Origin of the sequence: Arthrobacter sp. SIMBA_036 (assembly GCF_046535135.1) — a bacterium.
In the GTDB taxonomy this organism is placed as follows: domain Bacteria; phylum Actinomycetota; class Actinomycetes; order Actinomycetales; family Micrococcaceae; genus Arthrobacter.
The window spans coordinates 98,079-114,470 of record NZ_JAWRXG010000012.1; the positions used below are offsets into that span (position 1 = coordinate 98,079).

A 16,392-nucleotide genomic window follows, 5' to 3' on the forward strand; every position below is an offset into this window, starting at 1 on the left:
CGTTTCCCAGGAGACGCCGAAGCGGGCTTCGATGTGTCACTGCTCACCAGTGTGGCGTAGCCTGAATTTATGACTGTTCAGCTGGGCATCCCGGCACTTCCCAGTGGTGACCGTGCCGGCGGAAACCTTGCAAGCGGCTTGGTACCGCCTCCACGCCCGGCTGATACACCAGCCGGGCTGTGGGATCGTTACGGTCGGCGCGCCACGGACATGCGCCTGTCTTTGACGGACAAATGCAACTTAAGATGCACCTACTGCATGCCGGCCGAAGGGTTGGAGTGGCTCTCCAAACAAGCTGTCATGACCAAGGACGAGATCGTCCGGATCGTTCGGCTAGGAGTGGAAGCACTGGGAGTGCGGGAGTTGCGGCTTACCGGAGGTGAGCCGCTGGTCCGCGCCGACTTGCCGGACATCATCGCGGCCATCCGCGGTAACCATCCGGAACTGCCCATCTCCATGACCACCAACGGCGTCGGGCTGGACAAGAAAGCCGCCAGCCTCAAGGCCGCCGGCCTGACCCGTATCAATGTCTCACTTGATTCCCTCCACGAGGAAACCTTCACCAAACTTACCCGGCGCCCCTTCCTGGACCGCGTCCTCGCCGGCGTCGATGCCGCTTGGGCCGCAGGCCTCGGACCGGTCAAGCTCAACGCGGTCCTCATGCGGGGCATCAATGACACCGAGTCCCCCGACCTCTTGGAGTGGGCTCTGGGACGCGGTTACGAACTGCGATTTATTGAACAGATGCCCCTTGACGCTGACCACGGCTGGACTCGTCGCACCATGATCACGGCCGCGGAAATCCGCACTCTCTTGTCCCGCGACTTTGTACTCAGCCCGGACAGCCGCGCAAGGGATGGCGCCCCGGCCGAAAGATTTGACGTTCGACGCCGGGACGAGGCGTCCGGTGAAGCCACCGGCCCGGTGCTTGGCACGGTAGGGATCATCGCCTCAGTCACCGAGCCCTTCTGTTCGGACTGCCGCCGCACCCGCATCACGGCTGAAGGCAAGATCATGAGTTGCCTGTTTTCCCGTGAAGAATTCGACCTGTTGGGCCTGTTGCGCTCCGGTGCCACGGACGCGGAGCTGGTGGCGCGTTGGCAGGACGCGATGTGGGCAAAGCCCAAAGCCCACGGCATGGACCACACGGGCCTGGGAGCACCGGACTTCGTCCAGCCGGACCGCAGCATGAGCGCCATCGGAGGCTGAATCCTTGCTTGTACGATACTTCGCTGCCGCACGCGCAGCGGCAGGTGTGGACGAGGAAGTGCACGCGCTTCCGGAAGGAACCAGCCTGCACGCGCTACTCGAGGTGGCCCTCGCCGTCGAACGTCCACTTCCTCCCGAAGGCACTCCGCCGCTGGCGCGTATCGTGGCCCGGAGCAGCTTCCTACGCAATGAGGTTGCCGTCCGGGACCACTCCATGGAATTGGGCTCGGAGGACGTCATCGACGTCCTGCCTCCCTTCGCCGGAGGCTAGAGCCCTCACCCGCCAAAGACCCGGCCCGCTAGAGCCCGAAGGTCTCGTTGTCCTCGAAAGGCCCGACGACGGTGATGGTGCGCGGAGCCTCGGCAAGTTCCCGGGCCAGTTCCTGGACCTCGTCAACGGTCACTGCTTGGATTCGTGCGAGCGTCTCATCAATGTCCTGGAACTCTCCGGACACCAGTTCCGCCCGTCCCAGCCTGGACATCCGGGAGCCGGTGTCTTCCAGTGCCAAGACGATCCCGCCACTCAGTTGGCCAACAGCCTTCCGGAGCTCTTCCTCGGTGATCCCATCCTGGGCGAGCTTATCCAGCTCAACACCGAGCAGATCCACCACCTGCCGAACCTTCGACGGCGTGCATCCGGCGTACATGCCGAAGTACCCGGCGTCGGCGTAAGCGGCCGTGAAGGAGTAGGTGGAGTAAACAAGGCCGCGCTTTTCCCGGATCTCCTGGAACAACCTGGAGGACATTCCCCCGCCCAGGACAGCGTTCAGGACGCTCATCACGAACCGACGATCGTCCGTGGCTACCATCGTGGGGCAACCCATAATGATGTTGGCCTGCTCCACCGGACGTTTGACCACATGGAGGCCAGGCGTTCCGGAAATGACGGCCTGGTTCGTCGCACGGCGCTGGACAGGGGAAACTCCCGGCTCAAGCTGCCAGCCGGCCGCGGTCAGGGCATCGAGCACCAGGTTGCAGACGACGTCGTGATCCAAGCCACCGGCGGCGGTAATGACAAGTTCCTCGGGCCGGTAATACCGCTGGTAGTGCTCCCAAACCGAGTCCCTTGCCACAGCTCTGATGGCATCCGGAGTTCCACCGATCGGACGGGCCAACGGGTGGGTGCCCAGCACCGCCTCAACGAACTTTTCATGGGCAACATCTGTGGGGTCATCGCTATCCATGGCGATTTCCTCAAGGATCACATCGCGTTCCTGCTCAAGTTCAGCGGGATCCAGCACGGCACCTGTGACCATGTCCGCAATCACATCGATCGCCATGGGGAGGTCGGTGTCGAGCACCCGGGCGAAGTAGCAGGTGCTCTCCTTTGCCGTCGCCGCGTTGGATTCCCCGCCCACCTCGTCAAAGGCGGACGCGATCTCCAGTGCTGTGCGGCGCTTGGTGCCCTTGAAGAGCAAATGCTCAAGAAAGTGCGTGGACCCGTGCTGGCCCTCGGCCTCATCACGCGAGCCAACTGCCACCCAGAAGCCAATAGTCGCCGAACGCTGCCCGGGCATGGCCTCGGTGAGGACGCGGACGCCGCCCGGTAGCACCGAGCGCCGAACCACAGACCCGCCTTCGGCTCCGTGGATCAATTCGCCACCAGGGAGAGTTTGCTCCAAGGGCAAGGGTACGACTGTCATCAAAGCCTTTCGGGTTAAGGTCCGAAGGGGCCGGTGGAGCTTTTTCAAGCCCACCAGCCCCGCCGGGTACTACTTCAAGGAACTACTCTGCGGAAGCTTCTACAGCCTCAGCCGCTACGTCCTCGGAGGCTGCGCCTTCTTCATCGGCGACAACCGGTGACAGCGAGAGCTTGCCGCGGTCATCGATCTTGGTGATCTCCACCTGGACCTTCTGGCCCACGGAGACGACGTCATCAACGTTGTCCACGCGCTTGCCGTTGGCCAGCTTGCGGAGCTCGGAGATGTGCAGCAGGCCGTCCTTGCCCGGGGTAAGGGAAATGAAAGCGCCGAAGGTGGTGGTCTTGACGACCGTACCCAGGTAGCGCTCGCCGATTTCCGGAACCTGCGGGTTGGCAATGGCGTTGATAGCGGTGCGTGCTGCATCTGCAGACGGACCGTTGGTGGCGCCAATGTAGACGGTGCCGTCATCTTCGATGGAGATGTCCGCGCCGGTGTCTTCCTGGATCTGGTTGATCATCTTGCCCTTGGGGCCAATGACCTCGCCGATCTTGTCCACGGGGATCTTGACGGCGATGACGCGCGGGGCGAACTCGGAGAGCTCGTCCGGGGTGTCGATCGCGGCGTTGATGACCTCGAGGATGTGGAGGCGCGCTTCACGGGCCTGCTTCAGTGCTGCTGCCAGCACGGAGGCGGGAATGCCGTCAAGCTTGGTGTCCAGCTGGATAGCTGTGACGAACTCCGACGTACCGGCTACCTTGAAGTCCATGTCACCGAAAGCGTCTTCGGCACCAAGGATGTCAGTCAAGGCTGCGTAGCGGGTCTGGCCGTCAACCTGGTCAGAGACCAAGCCCATGGCGATACCGGCAACGGCTGCCTTCAGCGGCACACCGGCGTTGAGCATGGAGAGCGTCGAGGCACACACCGAGCCCATGGACGTCGAACCGTTGGAACCGAGAGCCTCGGATACCTGGCGGATGGCGTACGGGAACTCTTCACGGCTCGGCAGGACCGGAACCAAAGCGCGCTCTGCGAGGGCGCCATGGCCGATTTCGCGGCGCTTCGGGGAACCAACGCGGCCCGTCTCACCGGTGGAGTACGGCGGGAAGTTGTAGTTGTGCATGTAGCGCTTGCGGGTTACCGGCGACAACGAGTCGATCTGCTGTTCCATCTTGAGCATGTTCAGCGTGGTGACACCCATGATCTGGGTTTCGCCGCGCTCGAAGATGGCCGAACCGTGAACGCGCGGCAAGACCTCAACCTCAGCGGTGAGCTGGCGGATGTCCGTCAGGCCACGGCCATCGATGCGGATCTGGTCCTTGAGGATGCGCTGGCGGACAACCTGCTTGGTCACGGAGCGGAAAGCTGCGGACAGCTCCTTCTCGCGGCCTTCGAAGTTTCCGGCAAGTGCCCCAAGGACCTCGTCCTTGAGCTCGTCGGAAGCGGCGTCGCGCTCCTGCTTGTCGGCGATCTGGAACACAGCGGCCAGCTTCTCGGCCGCGGCAGACTCAACTGCGGCGTAGACGTCGTCCTGGTAGTCAAGGAAGACGGGGAACTCGACAGTGGGCTTGGCAGCGCGGGCTGCCAGGTCTGCCTGTGCATCGCACAGTGCCTTGATGAACGGCTTGGCAGCCTCGAGGCCCTCGGAAACAACCTCTTCGGTGGGAGCGGTGGCGCCCTGTTCCTTGATGAGGTTCCAGGAGTTGTCGGTGGCTTCTGCTTCGACCATCATGATGGCGACATCGTCACCTGCAACGCGGCCGGCAACGACCATGTTGAACACAGCGTTCTCGAGCTGCGAGTGCTTCGGGAAGGCAACCCACTGCGAACCCTGCTCATCGGCGATCAGTGCAACACGGACACCGCCGATCGGGCCCGAGAACGGGAGGCCGGAAAGCTGCGTGGACATCGACGACGCGTTGATCGCGACGACGTCGTACAGCTCATCGGGGTTGATCGCCAGGACGGTGACGACGATCTGGACCTCGTTGCGCAAGCCCTTAACGAAGGCAGGGCGCAGCGGGCGGTCCATGAGGCGGCAAGCCAAGATGGCTTCGGTGGACGGGCGTCCCTCGCGGCGGAAGAACGAACCCGGGATGCGGCCGGCAGCGTACATGCGCTCTTCGACGTCGACCGTCAGCGGGAAGAAGTCAAAACCCTCGCGCGGCTGCTTGCCTGCCGTGGTGGCCGAAAGCAACGCAGTGTCGTCGTCGATGTAGACCATCGAGGCGCCAGCGGCCTGCTTGGCGAGGCGGCCGGTTTCGAAGCGAATGACGCGCTTGCCGAAACGGCCGTTGTCGATAATGGCTTCGGAGAACTGGATTTCGGGACCCTCCATAGAGAGTCACCTCCGTTTCTGTTAGCGGAAGTCCGCCGCATCAACCCAGGCCTCTTCTTTATTCCTGGCCTGTACGACACCCGGTCATCGATCGAGATCCACGGGCGTTCACGGCCACAGAGGGCCTTCCCGGGAATCACTACCGAGGACCGCGAATGCGCGATGCGGTTGATTCCTGTTTTTAGTTTTTGGTGAAGAAGGTGGCCCGTTCCGCCGGGGTCCGGGCCACCCCTAAAGGCAGACTAGCGACGCAGGCCGAGGCGCTCGATGAGCGAACGGTAGCGGGCGATGTCAGTGTTCTTCAGGTAGGAAAGCATGCGCTTGCGACGACCAACCATGGCCAGCAAACCGCGCTGGGTGTGGAAGTCGTGCTTGTGCTCCTTCATGTGCTCAGTCAGATCCTTGATCCGCTGGGTCAGGACAGCAACCTGCACCTCGGGCGAACCGGTGTCGCCTTCAGAGGTTGCGTATTCCTTGATGATGGACTGCTTGACAGCGGCTTCAAGTGCCACGTGAACTCCTAGAGTTGTGCCGTGCGTCCCGATGCAGCGCCTCGCTGACGGGTTGCCCTTGCTGCGTCGCCGCACACAAAAACAGGTCCAGCCGCCACGGACTGCAGCCGGACCACTTATCAGTTTACCGGGAGGTCAGCGTTGTTGTCGAAATGCCTCGGGCCCGGTCAACAACTCATGGGCCTGGGCTACGTCCAGGCGCATCTGCTCCACGAGGGCTTCGGGCCCGCGATAGGCCACCATGCCCCGCAGGCGGCGGGTGAATTCGACGGCGACGCATTGGCCGTAGAGGTTGAAGTCCTCCACGTTTTCCTCCGGGCGATCGATAACGTGTGCTTCCACTTGACGGCTGACGCCATCGAAGGTGGGGTTGGACCCCACGGAGATCGCGGCGGGCCACCGCGTGCCGGACTGATCGACCAGCCAACCGGCGTAGATGCCATCCGCCGGGATGAACCCGGTGGAGTCGTGGGCGAGGTTTGCGGTTGGGAAGCCAAGGTCACGGCCACGGGCAGCACCGTGAACCACTTCGCCGCGCATGCGATGGGGCCTGCCCAGCAAGGCTGCCGCCGTCGTGACGTCGCCCTCTGACAATGCTTCCCGGACCCAGGTCGAAGAGCAGCGGCGGTCAGTGCCGCCGTCGTCGATGGATACTCCGGCGCCGTACTCGTTGACCACCTGGACGCCAAAGCCAAACTGCTCGCCCAAGTCCTCCATGGTGGCTACATCGCCGGAGTTGCCGGCGCCAAAACGGAGATCGTGGCCGATCACCACGTGGCTTGCCTGGAGACCATCCAGAAGCACGTCGCGGACAAAAGCCTCCGGCGACATGGCGGCCAGGTCAAGGGTGTACTTCATGACGAGCACGGCATCCACGCCCGCCGCACCGAGGGCCTGGAGCTTGTCCTCAAGCCCCATGAGCAGCTCCGGCGCGGAACCCGGCCGGTGGACCTGGGCCGGATGGGGATCAAACGTCACGGCAACCGAAGGGATGTCGTGGCGCTTAGCGGCGTCGGTCAACTGCGAAAGAACATGCTGATGGCCCCGGTGGACGCCGTCGAAATTACCGATCGTAACGGCAGTCGGGCCGAAGTCCCTGGGGACCTCGGTGGGATCGTTCCAAATGTGGACCATCAACCTCGCCTTTTACTGCAGATGTTCATTGTGCCCGGCAGCTTCCGGCGCCGGAACATATTAAGGTTACCCGCCGCTCGCAGCGGCTCAGGACGGCCTCCGGCGGTTCAGCCACAACAGCCCGAGGATAGGCAGCACCAGGGGCACAAAACCGTACCCGCGGCCGAACAGCGACCACACGGTATCGTGCGGGAACAGGACCGGATCGAAGAGGCTAATGGCCCCCACCACGAGCACACCCACAAGTTCGGTCAGCACCGCAGCCAGGGACACCTTGAACCAGGTGCGCCCCGGCTTGGCCAGGGAGACCGTTGCGAGGATATAGACGACGGCGGCAAAGGCCGACAGGATGTGCGAAAGCGGCGCATCAGCGAACTTCGTAGCTATTTGATAGCCTGCCCGAGCTGTTGCGGAGAGCGCGAATATCGCATACACGGCAATCAGCAGACGCCCCGGGCCCGTATTCCGGGTGTCCTTGGCAGGCTGTTGAAGCTGCTGGTTGCGTTCAGTTCCAGTCACGTTGTGCTCTTCCTTCAAGTCAGTACCAGATCTGGTTCATGCGTGCGGCCATGACCACGATGGTCACGCCCACCGCTGCGAGGACAAAGTTGGACCAGCGCGTGCGTTCCAGCACGGCCCAATACACAGCGCCCAGCGGAATCATCAGCGCAGTGATCATGTAGCCCCAGAACTCCCAGGTCTCCCCCGCAATCCGCTCACCCAACGCTACGCGCACAATCGAGCCCACAAGGTAGACCAGCAGGGCAAGTTCGACGGCGAGCACGGAAAGGATGGTGGGGTCGTTGGGGGCTTTCTTCATGAGACCGGCGACCAAGCACATGACGGTGGAGACGAGACCGACCACGAGGATTGAGTAGAAGTAACCGTCCATGCCTACTTCGCCTCCCGCGCGTCGGCGCCCGCATCTGAGCCAGGTCCGGCGCCTGTACCCGGGGCAAACACCAGTACGGGTTTGGCGAAGCTGCCCGTATCGGCCAACAGAGCAACAAGCTCCCCCGACGGCGCGAACGCCGCCGCCGGCCTCTCGGCCGTCGCGGCATCCGGAGTGCCGGCTCCCGGACCTCCGGAGATACGGCGCCCATAGGAGATTTCTATTGCTTCGTCTTCGGTCAGTTCCCGATTGGGCATCAGGGCGCGCGCCGCCAAGGACATGTCCAAGACGTCGAGTTCCTCGGCCAGTTCAGCCAGGGTGTGGGCTTGGTCCAGCGTGTAGGGACCCACCTGCGTCCTGCGCAATACGGTGAGGTGTCCTCCCACGCCTAAGCCTGCGCCCAGGTCCCGTGCGAGGGCCCGGATGTACGTTCCGGAGGAACACTCCACGGTGACGTCGACGTCGATGACCCTGCCGCCGTCGACCCGTTGGACATTGTGGACGTCAAAGCGGTGAATAGTGACCGGGCGGGGAGCAAGCTTGACCTCTTGGCCGGAACGGACGCGCGCGTAGGAACGTTCGCCATCGACCTTGATGGCGCTGACGCTGCTGGGAACCTGTTGGATAGTCCCGGACAGGGCTGCGACCCCTGCTGCAATGGCAGCGTCCGTGACATCAACCGCGCTGCGTGATTCAGTGACCTCACCCTCGGCATCGTCCGTGATGGTGGATTCGCCCAGCCTGATGGTGGCCGTGTACGTCTTGGAGGTGCCCACGATGTAGGTCAGCAGGCGGGTTGCCTTATTGATTCCAAGCACCAGGACACCTGTGGCCATGGGATCAAGGGTGCCCGCGTGACCAACTTTCCGGGTGCCGGCCAGTCGCCGCATCCGGCCAACCACATCGTGGCTGGTCCATCCCTGCGGTTTGTCAACGATCACCAGTCCAGAAAGCACGCTTACCAGTATATGGGTGGCTAGGATGGCTCCCATGCCTGAGCTTGCCGCGCACGTCCGCGAAGTCCCCGTGAACCAGATCCGTGAGATCACCGAAGCCGCGTGGGCGACGCCTAACGCAATCGTCCTCAGCATCGGGGAACCCGGCTTTGCCCTGCCGCGGCACGTCCTCGATGCCGGAATCGCGTGCTTGGACCGGGACGAGACCAATTACACGCCCAATGCCGGGATACCTGCCTTGCGCGAGGCTTTCGCCGCCCGCTTCCGGGAGCAGCAGGGCGTGGATATCAACGCCGAGCGGGTGTACGTGGTGGACGGGGCGCAGCAGGGCCTTCACTTGGCCATGAGCCTCTTGCTGTCCCCCGGCGACGAGATCCTGATCCCGAACCCCGGCTATCCCACTTTTGCCATGACCAGCCGCCTGCTCCATGCCGTCCCGGTGCAGTATCCGCTTTACCCGCACAATGATTTCCAGCCGCATATCGAGGACATCGAAGCCCTGATCACCCCGCGGACCAAAGTGCTCATGCTGAACTCGCCGTCGAATCCCCTGGGCGCCGTCATCAGCGAAGAAAGCACCCGCCAACTCGTGGAACTCGCTGTCCGCCACGATCTCTGGATCATCTCCGACGAATGCTACGAGGCCTTCACCTTCGACGTCCCGCACGTCAGCGCGGCCCGGTTCGACAGCAACGTCCCTGGCGAGGCGCGGGTCTTCACGTCCCTGACGCTGTCCAAAACGTACGGCCTCACCGGCCTCCGTATCGGTGCGCTCATCTGTCCTCCCGGCCTCGAGCAGAAGATGAACAACGTCATGGAGGCCATTGTCTCCTGCGTTGCATCGCCCTCGCAGTACGCCGCGTTGGCAGCGCTGACGGGCCCGCAGGACTACGTGATGTCGGCGTGGGAGCACTACCGCAGCAACCGGGATGTAGCTTCGGCTGTCCTTGCGGCCAAGGGAATTCCCTTCCTGGGAGCCCAGGGGGCGTTTTATCTATGGGCCGATGTCTCACATGTAAGCCGCGGGAATGTCCGCGCCTGGGTGCGACAGTTTTTGGCCGACGCGAGCGTATCGTTCGCGCCGGGAACCGCCTTCGGGTCGATTGGCGAGGGCTGGATCAGGATCGCCCTTTGCGGCAGCCAGCAAGAACTGCTCGACGGCGTCGGCAAGCTGCCGGCCCGGGAAGAGCCCACGTGAAACCGGCTGGCTAATAGGCAGTGCGCCGGGTGTGGTGCCGCCAGGCTTCGAAGGGCTGCCCGGACGATTCCAGGGGTGAGTGCTCCACGGGAAGCAACTCGGGCCTGGAACCGGCGAAATACTCGTAAAACACGGCGTCACTGAAGCCCGCGCGGGCAGCGCCGTACCGGTCCGCCGCATAGTAGACGCGGCCAATCCTGGCCCACAGCGTTGCGGACAAGCACAGCGGGCACGGTTCACAGCTTGTGTAGAGCACGGCACCGGACAGATCGAAGCGATGGGTAGCCGCCGCGGCCCGCCGGATCGCCACTACCTCCGCGTGCGCCGTGGGGTCGAAGTCACGTGTTACCCGGTTCACGCCTTCATGCACAGTTCCGTCCGCCATCACCACGACGGCGCCAAAGGGGCCGCCGCCGTCGGCTACGTTTTGCACGGCTAGCTGCACGGCACGATTCAGGAACTCATCGCGCGTCAGGGATTCCTCAGGCTGCTGGGCACTGTGCGTCGACATGCTCTGATCTTAGCGAGGCCGGGCAGCAAAAAGACCGGTTCCCAGTGCGGAAACCGGTCTTTCTGTTGTCCTTTAGCGGTTGGCGTCCTCATCGAGTTCGTCGTCGCCGGCGAGGTCAGTGTCCTCTTCGTCGAAGTCGTCCTCGTCGATGTCGCCCTTGTACGGGTCGGCTTCGCCTGCGTGCTTCGCGTTGGCAGCCAAGGCGGCCACCTCGGCGTCGCGCCGCTTGGCTTCGCGGAGCAGTTCTTCAAGGTTCGAGGCGTTGACCGGAATCTGATCGGCTACGAACTCGAGCGTGGGCGTCAGGCGCACGGTGATGTTGCGGCCAACTTCCTGCCTCAGCACACCCTTGGCCTTCTCCAATGCCTTGGCGGCATCGGAATGGGCTACTTCGTCACCGAACACGGTGTAGTAGATGGTGGCGTGCTGAAGGTCGTTGGTGACGCGGGCGTCAGTGACCGTGATGCCCTCGACGCGCGGATCCTTGACCCGACGTCCGAGGGCCTCAGCTACGACGACCTTTATCCGCTGTGCCAGCTTGGCAGCGCGTGCGGGATCAGCCATGACTTCCTCCTGGGAAAGTAGAAACGGGTATGGAACGGGTCCGCCGGGGTAACCCGACGGACCCGTTCCAACGGAACCTAAACGCGCGGCTTCTCGCGCATTTCGAAGGTCTCGATGATGTCGCCTTCATTGATGTCATTGAAGGAGCCAAGACCGATACCACACTCGAAGTCGGTACGGACCTCGGTGGCGTCATCCTTGAAACGCTTGAGCGTCTCAACGGTGAGGTTGTCACCGATGACCTTGCCATCGCGGCTGACACGTGCCTTGGTGTTACGGCGGATGACGCCGCTGCGGACGATCGAGCCGGCGATGTTTCCGAACTTGGAGGAACGGAATACTTCGCGGACCTCGGCCGTACCGAGCTGGACTTCCTCGTACTCCGGCTTGAGCATGCCCTTGAGGGCCATCTCAATGTCATCGATTGCTGCGTAGATGACGGAGTAGAAGCGCATGTCCACGCCTTCGCGGTCGGCCAGTTCGGCCACCCGCTCGGCAGGCTTGACGTTGAAGCCGATGATGATGGCGTTGTCCACCGTGGCCAGGTTGACGTCGTTCTGCGTGATGGCACCCACACCGCGGTGGATGACACGGAGCTGAACGTCGTCGTCGCCGACGTCGATCTTGAGGAGGGCGTCTTCGAGCGCTTCCACGGCACCGGACACGTCACCCTTGAGGATGAGGTTGAGGGTGTCGATCTTGCCCGCGGCAACGGCCTGGTCGAAGTCTTCGAGGCTGATGCGCTTGCGGCGCTTGGCCAAGGCGGCGTTGCGGTCGGCAGCTTCACGCTTCTCAGCGATCTGACGTGCTGTCCGCTCGTCCGGGGTCACCAGGAAGGTGTCACCTGCACGCGGCACGTTCGAAAGACCCAGGACCTGGACCGGACGGGACGGGAGGGCGACGTCAAGCGCTTCGCCGTTCTCGTCGAACATCGCACGGACGCGTCCATGTGCTGTACCGGCCACGATCGTGTCACCCACGGCCAAGGTACCGGACTGGACCAGGACGGTAGCCACGGAACCGCGGCCCTTGTCCAGGTTCGCTTCGATGGCAATGCCTCGAGCGTCCTTGTCCGGGTTGGCCCGGAGATCCAGAGCGGCATCGGCCGTCAGGAGAACAGCGTCGATCAGTTCGTCAATGTTGAGGTTCTGGCGTGCAGAGACCTCAACGAACATGGTGTCGCCACCGTATTCTTCGGGAACCAGTCCGTACTCGGTCAGCTGACCCTTGACCTTGTCAGGGTTGGCGCCTTCCTTGTCGATCTTGTTGACCGCGACGACGATCGGCACGTTGGCCGCCTGGGCGTGGTTGAGTGCTTCCACCGTCTGCGGCATAACGCCGTCGTCGGCTGCAACAACCAGGATCGCGATGTCGGTGACCTTGGCACCACGAGCACGCATGGCCGTGAAGGCCTCGTGACCGGGGGTGTCAATGAAGGTGATGTCGCGGGCGTTGCCCTCGTGGACGTGGCTGATCTGGTAAGCACCGATGTGCTGGGTGATTCCACCGTGCTCGCCGGCCACAACGTTGGAGTTGCGGATGGCATCGAGCAGGCGGGTCTTACCGTGGTCAACGTGACCCATGACGGTGACGACCGGCGGGCGTGCCTCCAGGACGTCGTCGCCTTCGGCGTCGAGTTCATCCTGGATGTTGATGTCGAACTGGTCGAGCAGCTCGCGCTCTTCGTCCTCCGGCGAAACAACCTGGAGCTTGTAGCCAAGTTCGGCGCCAAGCAGGCCAAAGGTGTCTTCGTCCAGGGACTGGGTGGCCGTTGCCATTTCACCAAGGTGGAACAGCACGGTCACCAGCGAGGCGGGGTTCGCATCGATCTTCTCGGCGAAGTCCGTGATGGAGGAGCCACGACGCAAACGGATGATGGTCTCACCATCGCCGCGGGGTACCGATACGCCACCCAGCGACGGAGCACTCATCTGCTCCAGTTCCTGGCGCTTTGCACGCTTCGACTTGCGCTGCTTGCCACGACCGGCGCCGCCCTTACCGAAGGCACCCTGGGTACCACCGCGACCGCGGCCACCCTTGCCGAAGCCACCGCCGGCGGGAGCTCCGCCACCGGTACCTGCGCCAGGTGCGCCACCGGGACGACCCGGACCGCCGCCACCCGGACGGCCAGCGCCACCGGGGCGACCTGCGCCACCGGGAGCCGGACGCTCGGTGCGGTTGGGCATCATGCCCGGAGTAGGACGGTTTCCGCCGGGGCCTCCTGCGGGACGCGGGGCACCCGGACGGGGTGCACCGGGACGCGGAGCGCCCGGACGGGGACCACCGGTGCCTGCTGCCGGACGGGGACCGCCTGCACCAGCTGCGGGCCGGGGACCACCGGGACGTTCGCCGTCGTTACGGCCGCCCGCGCGGGGCATGCCCTGGGACGGTGCGAACGGGTTGTTACCCGGACGCGGCGGACGATCGCCGTCGCCGCCACGTCCACGGGGCATGCCCTGGGAGGTAGCAAACGGGTTGTTGCCCGGACGGGGACCGCCGGGACGCGGAGCCTGGCCGCCCTGACGGGACGGAGCCGGCGTCTCTGCCTTAGGGGCAGGACGGGCGCCGGGCTTCGCGGAAACGGACGACGTCGGAGTCGACGGCGTCGAAGCTGTGGGGCTGGGCGCGGGGCTGCCCTGTGCAGGACTGCCAGCAGCTTTGCCGGGCTCTGTCGGAGCAGCAAACGGGCTTGCGGCAGCGGGGTTCGGCGCAGCAGCTTGGCTGGGTGCCGAAGCGGCCGGAGTCGGTGCGGCGGGGGCCGGAGCCTTCGGCGCGGCAGGACCGGGAGCCGGCGCGGCCGGGCGGGATGCTGCGGGTGCTTTCGGTGCTGCTGCCGGCGCGGCGGACTTTGCAGCGCCTGCACCGGGGTATGCGTCGCGAAGCTTCTTCACGACCGGAGCCTCAATCGTTGATGAGGCGGAGCGAACGAATTCGCCCAATTCCTGCAGTTTTGTTACTGCATCTTTGGAAGTAATACCGAGCTCTTTGGCGAGCTCATGTACGCGGACCTTGGCCACATTTCTCCTGTCTCGGTCCGCACCGAGCCAGGCACGAACCGTCTACTTCTTACTGCGGGCCTTCACCGTTTGAGCGGCAGAAAGGCCCATTGCAGAGCGCAACAAAGTTGTCATCGTTACGCACTCATCGCTGGGAACTCATCGGGTTTCCATCAGTTTTCTGACCCGCTTTCAGGTTTGGACGGTTTTCCCGCGGCGGCCGGGGCCTCCACAGGTGGCATGCCAGGCAGGAAGAAGCGTTCGACGGCGGCAGTATCGCCGGCACCCCGAAGGGCCCTGCCAAACGCGCGCCGCTTGATCGCCAATGCCAAGCACTTGTCGTTGGGGTGCAGCCACGCACCCCTGCCGGCCATCCGGCGTCGAACGTCGACGATGACCGCGGACGAACCGCTGCCTTGGGCGACAAGCCGGACAAGCTGGGACCGGGAGCCTTGCTTCCGGCATCCGATGCAGGTACGAACCGGGCCGTGGCCGGGTTCAAGCAGTTCAGCCACGACGTGTCCAACCTGCCTTACGCTACTGGCACCCGATGCCCGAATTGCACAAGCAACCGAGGCACACCGAGGCGCGCGGATACCGGAGGTAAGCCCGGTTACTTCTAGTCTAGCCCCCCGGCGCCGCAGTACTGAAACCGCAGCACCGAAACTGCGGCACCGAAACGGCTGTAAGACTACTGGTTCTTGGGGGCGGCTGCGTCCGACACAATATCGATCCGCCAACCGGTCAGCTTCGCGGCGAGTCGTGCGTTCTGGCCTTCCTTGCCGATGGCCAACGACAACTGGTAATCCGGAACTACCACGCGGGCCGAGCGAGTGGCTTCGTCCGTGATGGTGACCGAATTCACCCGCGACGGCGAGAGTGAGTTGCCGATGAACGTGGCGGGGTCATCACTGTAGTCGACGATGTCGATCTTTTCGTCGTTGAGTTCGGTCATGACGGCCCGGACCCGCGAACCCATCTCGCCAATGCAAGCACCCTTGGCGTTGATGCCCGGAGCGTTTGCTTTGACGGCGATCTTGGTGCGGTGACCAGCTTCGCGAGCCAGCGCCACGATCTCGACCGAGTGGTCCGCAATCTCCGGAACTTCCATTTCGAAGAGCTTGCGAACAAGTCCCGGGTGCGAGCGGGACAACGTAATCGAGGGACCTTTTGCCCCGCGATGCACGTCAATGACGAAGGCGCGCAGACGGCTTCCATGCGTGTACTTTTCGCCGGGAACCTGCTCGGGCGGCGGCAGGAGTGCCTCCACGGTGCCGAGGTTGACCTGGACCATGTGCGGGTTGTTGCCCTGCTGGATCATTCCGGCTACGAGTTCACCTTCGCGGCCCTTGAACTCGCCGAGCACGTTGTCATCTTCAACGTCGCGGAGGCGCTGGAGGATGATTTGGCGCGCCGTGCTTGCCGCAATCCGGCCGAAACCCGCCGGGGTGTCCTCGAACTCGCCGATCGGCTCGCCGTCGTCGTCAATTTCGGTGGCCCAAATGGTCACGTGGCCGCTCTTGCGGTCCAACTCCGCCCTGGCCTTCTCGAAGGCACCGGGCGTCTTGTGGTAAGCCACCAGCAATGCTTGTTCGATGGTGGGAATCAGGAGATCCAGCGGGATTTCACGCTCACGCTCCAGGAGTCTCAGTGCGCTCATGTCAATATCCATTAGGCCTCCTCAGAAGGTCCATTGTGTTCGTCTTCCAGCGCAGCCTCGGGGAGGTGGCTGAACTCTATCTCGACTTTTCCTTGGCGGATCCTGTCGAAAGGAATGGTGATGGGGTCACCTTGCTTGGGCTTCATGCCCTTCTTGACTTCATGCTCGGGGATGAGCGTGACGTCCGAGGTCCCAACGGACGCAATCCTGCCCAGAATGTTCTCGCCTTGTTTGACATTGACCCGGACCATGCGACCGCGGGCGCGGTGCCAGTGGCGGGGTTCAGTCAGCGGACGCCCAATGCCGGGCGAAGAAACTTCGAGGTCGTATGGACGTCCGTCATCGTGGGGATCGTTGTCCAGAATATCCGACAATGCCTTGGAGACCTCCGCGATGGCATCGAGACTGACACCACCGGTTTGTTCCTGCGGCAGGTCGACGACGACGTGGACGGTCCGGTGCGATCCCGCAACATGGATGGCTACATCTTCGAGGAAGAGCCTGCTGGCGACGACGGCGGGCTCAAGCAGCGCTTTGAGCCTGCTTTCCTCCGGGTTGTGGATGGTGGCCGACGAGTTCGATGTTGTCCGGTCCGTTGAAGCCGTGGCTTCCGAGTCACTCACGATGCTCGCCGCCTCCCGATAGATGTTGTTGTGACTACTAGCCTAACGATTTTCGGAGGCGCTTGGTGCACGGACCTTACCGCCACCATGACACGATGGTGAGTTGTGAACGGGCGGAGCAGCGAAAGACAAACTGGGCAGAGGTGGGGACAAGTCCTC

16 protein-coding genes are annotated in these 16,392 nt (G+C 63.5%); 3 read left to right on the plus strand and 13 right to left on the minus strand.

Translation table 11 applies throughout. The features are described 5' to 3' along the window. Window positions 1-69 precede the first annotated feature (69 nt). The gene (moaA, locus tag SB659_RS16300; protein ID WP_410551076.1) at window positions 70-1,209 is read left to right on the plus strand and encodes a GTP 3',8-cyclase MoaA; all 1,140 of its coding nucleotides are present in this window, start codon (window positions 70-72) and stop codon (window positions 1,207-1,209) included. A 4-nt stretch (window positions 1,210-1,213) separates the two neighbouring features. Beyond that, the gene (locus SB659_RS16305) at window positions 1,214-1,480 is read left to right on the plus strand and encodes a MoaD/ThiS family protein (protein WP_410551077.1); all 267 of its coding nucleotides are present in this window, start codon (window positions 1,214-1,216) and stop codon (window positions 1,478-1,480) included. A gap of 28 nt (window positions 1,481-1,508) precedes the next feature. Here SB659_RS16305 and SB659_RS16310 read toward each other — a convergent pair whose 3' ends face one another. The 7 genes from SB659_RS16310 to truB all read right to left on the minus strand — a co-directional run bounded on the left by SB659_RS16310 (window position 1,509) and on the right by truB (window position 8,681). Beyond that, the gene (locus tag SB659_RS16310) at window positions 1,509-2,852 is read right to left on the minus strand and encodes a M16 family metallopeptidase (RefSeq protein ID WP_284979975.1); all 1,344 of its coding nucleotides are present in this window, start codon (window positions 2,850-2,852) and stop codon (window positions 1,509-1,511) included. A gap of 82 nt (window positions 2,853-2,934) precedes the next feature. Beyond that, window positions 2,935-5,187 (minus strand): polyribonucleotide nucleotidyltransferase, encoded by a 2,253-nt coding sequence (locus SB659_RS16315; protein ID WP_284979974.1) that lies wholly within the window; start codon window positions 5,185-5,187, stop codon window positions 2,935-2,937. 242 nt (window positions 5,188-5,429) lie between these two features. Next, window positions 5,430-5,699: a 30S ribosomal protein S15 gene (gene rpsO / locus SB659_RS16320; protein ID WP_039240590.1), complete on the minus strand. Its 270-nt coding sequence runs from the start codon at window positions 5,697-5,699 to the stop codon at window positions 5,430-5,432. Between the two features lie 135 nt (window positions 5,700-5,834). Continuing rightward, complete coding sequence (locus SB659_RS16325; RefSeq protein ID WP_410551078.1) at window positions 5,835-6,833, minus strand: bifunctional riboflavin kinase/FAD synthetase; 999 nt, start codon at window positions 6,831-6,833, stop codon at window positions 5,835-5,837. An 87-nt stretch (window positions 6,834-6,920) separates the two neighbouring features. Next, window positions 6,921-7,370: a hypothetical protein gene (locus tag SB659_RS16330; RefSeq protein ID WP_410551079.1), complete on the minus strand. Its 450-nt coding sequence runs from the start codon at window positions 7,368-7,370 to the stop codon at window positions 6,921-6,923. Window position 7,371: 1 nt separating this feature from the next. After that, complete coding sequence (locus SB659_RS16335) at window positions 7,372-7,725, minus strand: hypothetical protein (RefSeq protein ID WP_410551080.1); 354 nt, start codon at window positions 7,723-7,725, stop codon at window positions 7,372-7,374. A 2-nt stretch (window positions 7,726-7,727) separates the two neighbouring features. Continuing rightward, complete coding sequence (truB, locus tag SB659_RS16340; RefSeq protein WP_410551081.1) at window positions 7,728-8,681, minus strand: tRNA pseudouridine(55) synthase TruB; 954 nt, start codon at window positions 8,679-8,681, stop codon at window positions 7,728-7,730. 34 nt (window positions 8,682-8,715) lie between these two features. On the opposite strand from truB, the gene SB659_RS16345 reads away from it, so the two are divergent. Beyond that, window positions 8,716-9,879, plus strand: coding sequence for a pyridoxal phosphate-dependent aminotransferase (locus tag SB659_RS16345; RefSeq protein WP_284979969.1), 1,164 nt, complete (start codon window positions 8,716-8,718; stop codon window positions 9,877-9,879). A gap of 10 nt (window positions 9,880-9,889) precedes the next feature. Here SB659_RS16345 and SB659_RS16350 read toward each other — a convergent pair whose 3' ends face one another. The 6 genes from SB659_RS16350 to rimP form a co-directional block, all read right to left on the minus strand. After that, complete coding sequence (locus SB659_RS16350; protein WP_284979968.1) at window positions 9,890-10,390, minus strand: nucleoside deaminase; 501 nt, start codon at window positions 10,388-10,390, stop codon at window positions 9,890-9,892. A gap of 72 nt (window positions 10,391-10,462) precedes the next feature. Next, complete coding sequence (rbfA, locus tag SB659_RS16355) at window positions 10,463-10,954, minus strand: 30S ribosome-binding factor RbfA (RefSeq protein ID WP_284976586.1); 492 nt, start codon at window positions 10,952-10,954, stop codon at window positions 10,463-10,465. Between the two features lie 77 nt (window positions 10,955-11,031). Continuing rightward, window positions 11,032-13,971 carry a translation initiation factor IF-2 gene (gene infB, locus SB659_RS16360; protein ID WP_410551082.1) on the minus strand — a complete coding sequence of 980 codons (2,940 nt, stop codon included), beginning with the start codon at window positions 13,969-13,971 and terminating at the stop codon, window positions 11,032-11,034. A 152-nt stretch (window positions 13,972-14,123) separates the two neighbouring features. Continuing rightward, on the minus strand, window positions 14,124-14,465 hold the full coding sequence (locus tag SB659_RS16365) for a YlxR family protein (protein ID WP_410551083.1): 342 nt from the start codon (window positions 14,463-14,465) through the stop codon (window positions 14,124-14,126). 176 nt (window positions 14,466-14,641) lie between these two features. Beyond that, window positions 14,642-15,622 (minus strand): transcription termination factor NusA, encoded by a 981-nt coding sequence (nusA, locus tag SB659_RS16370; protein ID WP_410551084.1) that lies wholly within the window; start codon window positions 15,620-15,622, stop codon window positions 14,642-14,644. Then, window positions 15,622-16,233 (minus strand): ribosome maturation factor RimP, encoded by a 612-nt coding sequence (rimP, locus tag SB659_RS16375; RefSeq protein WP_284979963.1) that lies wholly within the window; start codon window positions 16,231-16,233, stop codon window positions 15,622-15,624. The genes nusA and rimP overlap by 1 nt, the downstream gene beginning before the upstream one ends. Window positions 16,234-16,392 lie beyond the last annotated feature (159 nt).

What these genes read in the sequence shown, in the direction of transcription:
- moaA (WP_410551076.1), top strand. Translation starts at nt 70, where the DNA reads ATGACTGTTCAGCTGGGCATCCCGGCACTTCCCAGTGGTGACCGTGCC.
- SB659_RS16310 (WP_284979975.1), bottom strand. Translation starts at nt 2,852, where the DNA reads ATGACAGTCGTACCCTTGCCCTTGGAGCAAACTCTCCCTGGTGGCGAA.
- SB659_RS16315 (WP_284979974.1), bottom strand. Translation starts at nt 5,187, where the DNA reads ATGGAGGGTCCCGAAATCCAGTTCTCCGAAGCCATTATCGACAACGGC.
- SB659_RS16325 (WP_410551078.1), bottom strand. Translation starts at nt 6,833, where the DNA reads ATGGTCCACATTTGGAACGATCCCACCGAGGTCCCCAGGGACTTCGGC.
- SB659_RS16335 (WP_410551080.1), bottom strand. Translation starts at nt 7,725, where the DNA reads ATGGACGGTTACTTCTACTCAATCCTCGTGGTCGGTCTCGTCTCCACC.
- SB659_RS16345 (WP_284979969.1), top strand. Translation starts at nt 8,716, where the DNA reads ATGCCTGAGCTTGCCGCGCACGTCCGCGAAGTCCCCGTGAACCAGATC.
- SB659_RS16350 (WP_284979968.1), bottom strand. Translation starts at nt 10,390, where the DNA reads ATGTCGACGCACAGTGCCCAGCAGCCTGAGGAATCCCTGACGCGCGAT.
- rbfA (WP_284976586.1), bottom strand. Translation starts at nt 10,954, where the DNA reads ATGGCTGATCCCGCACGCGCTGCCAAGCTGGCACAGCGGATAAAGGTC.
- nusA (WP_410551084.1), bottom strand. Translation starts at nt 15,622, where the DNA reads ATGGATATTGACATGAGCGCACTGAGACTCCTGGAGCGTGAGCGTGAA.